The organism is Pseudodesulfovibrio sp. zrk46 (genome assembly GCF_012516435.1).
Classification (GTDB): Bacteria; Desulfobacterota; Desulfovibrionia; order Desulfovibrionales; family Desulfovibrionaceae; genus Pseudodesulfovibrio.
In genome coordinates this window covers 2,747,013-2,755,119 of record NZ_CP051216.1, presented here as the reverse complement: position 1 = coordinate 2,755,119, position 8,107 = coordinate 2,747,013, and the positions used below count along the sequence as shown (strand labels likewise).

The 8,107-nt window shown below is 53.5% G+C and carries 8 protein-coding genes; 1 reads left to right on the top strand and 7 read right to left on the bottom strand.

Translation table 11 applies throughout. From position 1 onward, the window contains the following. Positions 1 to 50: 50 nt before the first annotated feature. Positions 51 to 1,376 (top strand): TolC family outer membrane protein, encoded by a 1,326-nt coding sequence (locus HFN16_RS12465; RefSeq protein WP_168891067.1) that lies wholly within the window; start codon positions 51 to 53, stop codon positions 1,374 to 1,376. Positions 1,377 to 1,533: 157 nt separating this feature from the next. Here the strand turns inward: HFN16_RS12465 and HFN16_RS12460 are convergent, their stop codons facing one another. The 7 genes from HFN16_RS12460 to HFN16_RS12430 all read right to left on the bottom strand — a co-directional run bounded on the left by HFN16_RS12460 (position 1,534) and on the right by HFN16_RS12430 (position 8,061). Further along, positions 1,534 to 2,835 (bottom strand): MATE family efflux transporter, encoded by a 1,302-nt coding sequence (locus tag HFN16_RS12460; RefSeq protein ID WP_348771048.1) that lies wholly within the window; start codon positions 2,833 to 2,835, stop codon positions 1,534 to 1,536. Between the two features lie 86 nt (positions 2,836 to 2,921). Continuing rightward, on the bottom strand, positions 2,922 to 3,722 hold the full coding sequence (locus tag HFN16_RS12455) for a sulfite exporter TauE/SafE family protein (protein WP_168891065.1): 801 nt from the start codon (positions 3,720 to 3,722) through the stop codon (positions 2,922 to 2,924). A gap of 48 nt (positions 3,723 to 3,770) precedes the next feature. Next, positions 3,771 to 4,793: an alpha-hydroxy-acid oxidizing protein gene (locus HFN16_RS12450; RefSeq protein WP_168892353.1), complete on the bottom strand. Its 1,023-nt coding sequence runs from the start codon at positions 4,791 to 4,793 to the stop codon at positions 3,771 to 3,773. A gap of 24 nt (positions 4,794 to 4,817) precedes the next feature. Beyond that, entirely contained in the window at positions 4,818 to 5,510 is a 693-nt protein-coding gene (locus HFN16_RS12445; protein ID WP_168891064.1) for a FadR/GntR family transcriptional regulator, read from the bottom strand. A gap of 302 nt (positions 5,511 to 5,812) precedes the next feature. Next, entirely contained in the window at positions 5,813 to 6,190 is a 378-nt protein-coding gene (locus HFN16_RS12440; RefSeq protein ID WP_168891063.1) for a pancreas/duodenum homeobox protein 1, read from the bottom strand. A gap of 100 nt (positions 6,191 to 6,290) precedes the next feature. Further along, a complete protein-coding gene (locus tag HFN16_RS12435) occupies positions 6,291 to 7,577 on the bottom strand; it encodes a DUF401 family protein (protein ID WP_168891062.1) in 1,287 nt (428 codons plus the stop codon). 88 nt (positions 7,578 to 7,665) lie between these two features. Next, positions 7,666 to 8,061: a thermonuclease family protein gene (locus tag HFN16_RS12430; protein ID WP_168891061.1), complete on the bottom strand. Its 396-nt coding sequence runs from the start codon at positions 8,059 to 8,061 to the stop codon at positions 7,666 to 7,668. Positions 8,062 to 8,107: the final 46 nt, after the last annotated feature.

Genomic DNA, 8,107 nt, shown 5'->3' with positions numbered 1-8,107 from the left:
TAGAGAATTAAATGGATGTATAAACATTTTCTAAACAAAGTTTTCCACACATGAAACGGCTACTTCTGACCATAATCGCAACACTGCTGCTCACCATCCCTGCCCTGGCAGCAGAGGATGGAATGATCTCATTGAAAGAGAGCGTTGTTGCTGCGGTCAAACAACATCCGCAGATCAAATCATTGCTGCACAACCGGGACGCCCAGGCTAACAACCTCCGCGCATCCATCGGCCGTTTCTTCCCTACTCTCGATTTGACCTCCAGCGTCGGTTTTCAGAAGTACAGCAGCTCCACCACGAGACTCAACGGCACTGACAAACGGTATAAGAGCGCCAAGGATACCACCGTCAGCCTGACCCAGAACGTATTTGACGGCATGAACCGCTTTTATGAATATGAAGGTTCCAAAGCTCGTCTGAAATCTGCTGAATTCCGCCTGATCGACAACGTCGAGACTGTGGCGCTGGAAGCTGTACGTGCCCATATGGATGTTGACCGAGAACGCAGACTCGTTGCTCTGGCCGAAGACAACATCATCGCTCACAAAGAAGTGCTCGCTTCAATTGTAGAGCGTGTCGCTGGTGGCGCTGGCAGCAAGGCTGACGAAATGCAGGCCCGAGGCCGTGTCGCACGAGCTGAGACAACATTCATTACATATACCGGCAATCTGCGCACTGCAGAAGCTCAATATTTCCGTGTAACCGGCATGAAGGCCGACGCACTGGACAGTGCTGATTACATGTTGGGCGACGTCCCGGAGGAGATGACTCCCATTCTGGACAATTGCCTCACCTATAACCCCAAGATCCTCGTTGCCAAGGCTGACCTTGAAGCCACCAATCAGGACAAGGGCGTGAGCGGCTCTGATTTCTATCCTACTGTAGATTTGGAACTGAGCAGCCGTAACACGGACAAGTTGGACGGTGCTGCCACCTACCTGCAGGACAACCGCGCCATGCTGAACGTTTCCTGGAATCTGTTCAACGGTGGATCTGACTACAGCCGCCTCAAGGCCGCAAAGTCCCGCATCAGCGAATCGCAGGCCAACCTTCAGGATACGACAGATGACCTGACCCGTCAGGTCGCCGCGGCATGGACCGAATACGAGACCGCGTACAAGTCCGTTGAAAAACACATGGAAGCGCTCCAGTACAGCATGGAATCCCGTGACATGTACATGATGCAGTTCAACGTGGGCCAACGCTCCCTGCTCGACGTCCTCGACTCCATCAATGAAGTGTTCAGCAACTCGGTGCTGCTTGAGACCTCACAGTCCAACACCAACTTCGCTCTCTACAAACTGCTGGCTCTGCAAGGCGCTCTGGTAAAGACCATGGACGTTGCTGCCAGCAACTACGACAAAGAAGCAAAGTAACCCATTTTTCATGCGAATAGAAAAGGGGCGCGGTTAATACACCGCGCCCCTTTTTTTTAACTATCTATAATCGTAATGACGAAAGGAGCTTATTCGACTCAAGCAACCGGGAGTTCCCTTCTGGCGAGTTATGCACTCCTCAAAACGCGGCGACGCCTTAATGCTCAATCACCCGGATGCTTCGCCAACCGCCCTTGCGGAATCGGACCATGAATGCCGTGGCTAGCAATGCGACATAGACAAGCAGACAAATCCACGGGCCATGCACTCCGCCCACACCAAGCCACGTCATGACGGAAATGGGAATGACCAGACAGCCGAAGGCTCCCAAACACATGGTGCGCATGATGAACCGGGTGTCACCTGCTCCCTTGAGCCCCCCCATATACACAATGGCGACAGCATCGATGAGCGTGAATGCGGCCACGTATCGAAGCAACACCACACCAGACTCCTTGACCAAGGCAAAATCACCACCAGCATCTCCGCGAGTACGGAAAAGCTCCAGAAGCGGCCCGGGAAAAAGGATAAATAGGGTGGCCATCAACGCCATGTAAGCCAGGGCAATATGTAGCACGGACTTGGTGGCATATGCCGCATCGTCCGGATTGCCGCTGCCCATGGCCTGCCCTACGAGAATGGAGGCCGCGATACTCATGCCGATCATGGGCAGGAAGGCCAACGTGTCGATGGAGATGGCAATATTCGTGGCAGCCAATTCGACCTGACCGAGGCGGCCCACCATAAAGACGAAGAACGAGATACCGAACATGTCGATAAAGAACTGCACTCCTCCGGGCAATCCGAAGCGCATGAAACGCTTGAATAGATCGGGCAAGAAACGACGTGCCGATCGCACACGGAAAGCTTCCTCGTTCTCCTTGGTGAACACCATGAAAGTAAGACAGATGGCGGGCAACATCGTGCCGAAGACAGTAGCCAGACCGGCACCTACGATACCGAGTTCAGGAAACGGCCCCCATCCATTAATGAGGCAGTAGTCCAACGGGATGTTGATGCCTGCAGCAGCCATATTCACCAACATGACAGGACGGGTAAGCCCTCGGCCTGAAAAGAAACAGGACAGCGTAACACCTACCAAGGCGGGGCCACCGCCCAGCGTCAGAATGCGGAAATAGACGATCTCCAACTCACGCACTTCAGGCGCATGCCCGCCCAGCATAAAGAGCGGCTCGGCAATAAACCAGAGGGAAGAGAGAAATATCCCGGCAGGTATGCAAAACCACAAGCCCTGCCACAATGCCGCACCAACACGTTCAGGCCTCTGAGCTCCAGTGTACTGAGAGACAAAGACACCGATGTATTCGGTGACGCCGAGAAAAAATGAGAAGAAAAGAAAAGAGGCAATACTCGCTGGAAGCGATGCGCTGAGCGCTTCCAGCGAATAGTTGCCGAGAAAGATGCGATCAGTGAAGGTCATCACAGTGGATGACATCATGCTGATCACCAGAGGCATCCCCAGAATCAGGGATTCCTTATATCCGTTATGTGCGTTCCATCGCGTAAGCATCCCGGTGGGATACTCTACATGAAGACACTCCACAACATCTTAGTTCCAACAATATATAACAAGATGGCGAAAATGCGCTTAAGCTTGGCCACAGGCAGGGAATGCGCCAGCTTGGCACCCCACGGAGCGGTCAACATGCTCATGCTGATGATGCCGAGGAACGCCGGAATATAGACATACCCAATGTGCGGTCCGGGAATACCTTCCACACCCATTCCGTTGATGACATACCCCGCAGTTCCGGACAGAGCGATGGGCAGTCCTACGGCTGCGGCCGTGGCAATGGCAGTATGCATGGTCTGGTTGCACCAGGACAGGAACGGCACAGTCAACGTACCGCCACCGATGCCGACAAGCGCGGAAAAGATTCCGATACCATTACCAGCGCCGAAGACACCTAGAGTGCCCGGCATTTCACGGGAGCCAGAGGTCTTCTTTCCGAAAAGCATCTGCGTGGCAACATAGTACAGGAACAGACCGAAGAACGTCTTCAAAACGCCAGTGGAAAGAATGGATGCCACCCATGCGCCGAGATACGTACCAGTGATGATACCGGGAGTCAGGCGCTTGAAGGCGTCCCAATTGATGGCATTATGCTTGTAGTGAGCATACATGCTTGACAACGAAGTAAAGATGATGGTGGCCATCGATGTTCCCAGCGCGACATGTTGAATGTGCACGTCAGGGAAGCTCTGCAACTCGAAGGCGATATTGAGCATGGGCACGATGACCAGCCCGCCGCCGATACCGAGAAGACCGGCCAGCACTCCGGCCAATGCCCCAAGGCAAATATAGATAATATATGTTGTAATCATGGGTATACTATACGGCCCGCTCCTTTCGAAGCGGGCCAATTTGATGTTCTATACGCTGAAAAGGACATGGGCGTTGATATCCTTGACCGTATGTGAACCGGTCAGGACCATTGCCTGAATCAATTGCCCCTTGAGGGTGGCGAAGTATTTTTCCACGCCTTCCTGCAAACCGCCAACAGCAGCAACGGAAACGGGACGACCGATCATCACGGCATCTGCACCCAGAGCGAGCATCTTGAGGACGTCCACACCATCGCGGATACCGCCGTCGGCCAGAATGTCGATCTTGCCGGAAACCGCACCTGCAATGGAGGGCAGAACCTCAGCAGAGCCAGGCGCATGGTCGAGCACCCGGCCACCATGGTTGGAAACCACGATTGCATCAGCACCGACTTCAACAGCCAACTGAGCCTCGTCCGGGGTCATGATGCCCTTGAGGACGAACTTGGCACCCCAGCCGTGGATCTTCTCGATGATCTTGGACAACTCTTCCGGAGCCTTGGGAGACACAGGACGGCCCATCTGACGCAGGGTGATGAGACCCGCGGCGTCGACATCCATACCAAATACTTTGCAACCGGTGGCACGGGCCTTTTCGAATTTCTCGTCCATTTCATCACCTTCCCAAGGCTTGATGAAAGGAATGCCGTGACCATCGCTCTTCTCAACAGCGGCATACGCTGCTTCATGGATGAACGGCGGTACACCATCGCCCACGCCAGCAATAAGACCAGCAGCCTTGGAACCGCCGACCACTGCGTCAGCATATTCTTCTTCAGAGATACCGCCGCCCATGTTGAAGGACACGCCGCCAATGGGCGCGGCCATAACAGGAAAATCGAGATCATAGCCCAGCACGGTGGTGCCGGGATTCGGAGATACGGCATCATGCAGCAGACGCATATTCAGTTTGACCTTGGCGAGCGCAGCGACATTGTTCTTAAAAGACGCAGCCGTTCCCAAACCGCCCATTCCGGGCACTTCGCCAACACAGGCACGTCCGTCACAAACTTTGCAGACACGACAGTAGCCCTTCATCATTTCTCGCGCTTTCTCGTGGATCTCTTTCATCATTTCCTCCTGATGGAGAGTTGCTTATTTTGCTGAAAATACTATTGATTCGACTTCTTCAATGTGCTCACGCATGGCTCTTTCAGCCTGCATGACGCGACCTTCCCGGACGGCATCAACGATAGCTCGATGTGCTGCCAGAGATGCACCTTGCCGCTCCTTGGACTGCAAACCTACAGCACGACTCTCGTTGAGTTCCTCGTGAAGTGCGCCCACCATGGCGCGCATGATCTTGTTCCCAGAGGCTTCGGCAAGTATTTCGTGAAAAAGTTGGTCCAGATCACCGCCAAAAATTCCTTTTTTGGCAGCCTCTTCCTGCTCACTGATCACGTTCTCCAGCCATGTAACATCACTGGGGGACGCATTGCGGGCGGCCAATGCAGCGATCTCCGGCTCGATGAGCTTGCGGACTTCGAAAATTTCTTTGAGCTGTGGCTGGCTGCGGAGAATGGCTCCGGCAAAGTTGGCGGCAAAATCCTCGGGATCGCTATCACGCACAAAGGTGCCGGCACCCTGACGACTTTCCAGTACATCTTTCTCTGCCAGCGCTTTGATGGCTTCGCGAACCGTATTGCGGGAAACTGAGAACATCTCCGCAAGTCGACGCTCGGGCGGCAACTTGTCGCCCGGCTTGAGTTCTCCCTGTTCGATCATCGCACGAATCTGGAGAACGATATCTTCATAAATGGCCTTCCGGCTAACCGGCTTGATATACATGACTCCCTCCATAGGAGTTTCAAGACAGCCCGGGTTGCCATCTGGCACAACACATTTTGGACATCATTGTGGCAACCAGTGCAGACAGCAACCCGGGCCGGCCCAAACCAATCCGCAACGCGCCAACACCTCTCAGGCGCTGATTGGTTGGACCAATGACCCGACTAGACCAATCGATTGCGTGGGTCAACTTTTTTTTGAAATAAAAACCATATTTGAAGCTTTCCCAGACCACCTCCAGACACAAAAAAAGGGGCGTCGGCATTGCCGACGCCCCATACGGAACAGACTAGAACTACTGACTATCCCAGTTCAACCATAAACGGAATAACATGAAGCTGATTGCTCATTTCCTGAGTCGCGCCCAGCTTCCAGGATGCACCGCCCTTACCCGCAGCCTCGGCTGCGGCATCGGCAATGCCCTGCACGTTAATGATGGGATGACGGGCAAACACCTGAGGCAGCCCGTATGTCAGATTGCAGGCCAGGCACTTGCCTGGACGCTGTGTCAGGCGCAGCTCGAAATTCAGCTTGTCGCCTCGATTTCCAGCGTACCCGAGAGCAATGTCGTAAGCTCCTTCCTCGGCATCGCCAAAGAGTGCTTCGAAAAAGTCATTGGTACGCTCAGCAGGGAAAAGCGCCTCCAGCTTCTCCTGCGTGAAAATTGCTTCATAGTCCATAAATTAGCCCCCTAATAAATTGCTTTCAGCCATGGTCAGAATAGCGTCTTTACAAAAAAACGAAGCGTCGTTCAAGTCGTTTCGGCATTGGTGCAATTGTTCACACGTACAACCAAAACAGTACTCCGCCTGAAAGCATCAAGACTGCACATGCTGGTAGGAGCTTGCGCCAGGTACGGGCCAGATCACACTCAAAGTACTGACAAGTAAGAATAAGACAGATGTGAATAGGCGAGGCCATCACTCCGGTCAGACCTGAGAAAAGGGCCAACAGCATGTAAGACGTGATCTGGTCCTGCATGCCAAGACTGTGGAGCAAGGCGATCAGCAAAGGAAACGTTGAGCCCACATAAGCGATAGTAATGCCAGCGACCATGCCTACAAGGAATGGGAGAAAAACGGCAGCTGCAAACAAGGCTGCCCCGCCTCCAGCCGCTTTGGCCATTTCGTCCACAACACCCGCAGCCTGCATCACTTCCTTGAATATGAAGATCGACACCACAACAAAGATCATGGACCACATGGACTTCTTGGTCATGATGTCTTTGAGGAACGGAATCCCAAGATTGCTGTTCTGCATCATGATACAGACAACACCTGCAGCAAGGGCCAGAACAACGCCCCATTCAAAATCAACTCCGGGCAGGAACGCCGATATGACGCCCTCAAGGCCAATGGCCCCGACAATGGCGACAATCAAGGGCAGACCTTCACGAAACACATGCCGTTTTTTCCGTGCTGTAACCGGCTGAGGAGCCATGAGCTCCCCTTTGCCCAGAACGCCGGGCCTCAGGAAGAAGAACCACCCTGCTGCAAGCATCACAACAGTCCCGGGCCATGTCAGCGACAAGAGTTCGCCAATGGAAATATCCGCCAAAGAGACAGTCAGAATTATTCCGGGGTACAAAGGCCAACACAGTTCCCAGACATGGCGAAACCAGTAGTTGACCACGGCACGGTCCGAATTTCTGACCCGCATATCTTCAGACACATTCTTGACCATGGGAGCGGAGAACACCGCACCACCGGGCATGGGCAGAAGCCCGATAAGGGCCGGAAAGAATACAAGACGTAGACGAGGACTGGTCAAATACCCCGAAAGCGAATCCATGAGCCGACGAGACTGATTGGACCGCTCCATGGCGTCGGAAAGAATAAGGATAAGGCCTATGATAGCAGCGAGAAAGAGGAACTTATCCTGTGTCAAAGCCACTACGCCAGCATCGGCCCACTCACCCAAACCAAGCCCAAACAGAAAAGCCATCACGCCCCCGCCAATCAGGATGGAAATCCCCACCCCAAGACGGAAACGGATGCCCACCAGCATGACGACGAATGCAGATAATACCTTTATGAACGGCAGGAGTTTGAGCAAGAGAGATTCCACGACGGCCTCCGGAAATAGTGCGTGTATTTCCGGTGGATGTACGCCCTTTTTTTATGAAAGGAAACGGGAAACAGGAGGCTTTCCGCGGTCACCAGCAAGGTCGGCGACCACCGTGATATGGCTGGGCCAGGCCTGCTGCGATTAAGATGGCAGCGACATCGGTATCATCAGCAAATACATCGGCAACAAGACGAAAATACTTACCCCGACGGATATTACGCAGCTCAACCGTCTTGGCCTGCGTGAGAAGTAACCCCAAAGCCTCTTTTGCTTGATACGCCATGATCTTGATAGCAGGCCGTTTGTCCCGCAGTTCCGGGGTATCACACCCGGCTAACCGTACGCCGATTTCACGTCCGACCACATCCGGCCACCCCGCAATGTTCACGACAAAAGTATCACCATCCACCACGCGCACCAACTCCACCACCATCCCGTCAGCGGCATAGGAAGATGGACAAAAGAAGCAAAGAAGAACAAGCATCAGCACGCGCAACATGACAATACAGTATCATCGATAATATATATCG

Coding starts and splice junctions, on each gene's coding strand:
- HFN16_RS12445 (WP_168891064.1), bottom strand. CDS start 5,510: ATGTATATCAAGCCGGTTAGCCGGAAGGCCATTTATGAAGATATCGTT.
- HFN16_RS12460 (WP_348771048.1), bottom strand. CDS start 2,835: ATGATGTCATCCACTGTGATGACCTTCACTGATCGCATCTTTCTCGGC.
- HFN16_RS12465 (WP_168891067.1), top strand. CDS start 51: ATGAAACGGCTACTTCTGACCATAATCGCAACACTGCTGCTCACCATC.
- HFN16_RS12450 (WP_168892353.1), bottom strand. CDS start 4,793: ATGAAAGAGATCCACGAGAAAGCGCGAGAAATGATGAAGGGCTACTGT.
- HFN16_RS12440 (WP_168891063.1), bottom strand. CDS start 6,190: ATGGACTATGAAGCAATTTTCACGCAGGAGAAGCTGGAGGCGCTTTTC.
- HFN16_RS12430 (WP_168891061.1), bottom strand. CDS start 8,061: ATGCTTGTTCTTCTTTGCTTCTTTTGTCCATCTTCCTATGCCGCTGAC.
- HFN16_RS12455 (WP_168891065.1), bottom strand. CDS start 3,722: ATGATTACAACATATATTATCTATATTTGCCTTGGGGCATTGGCCGGA.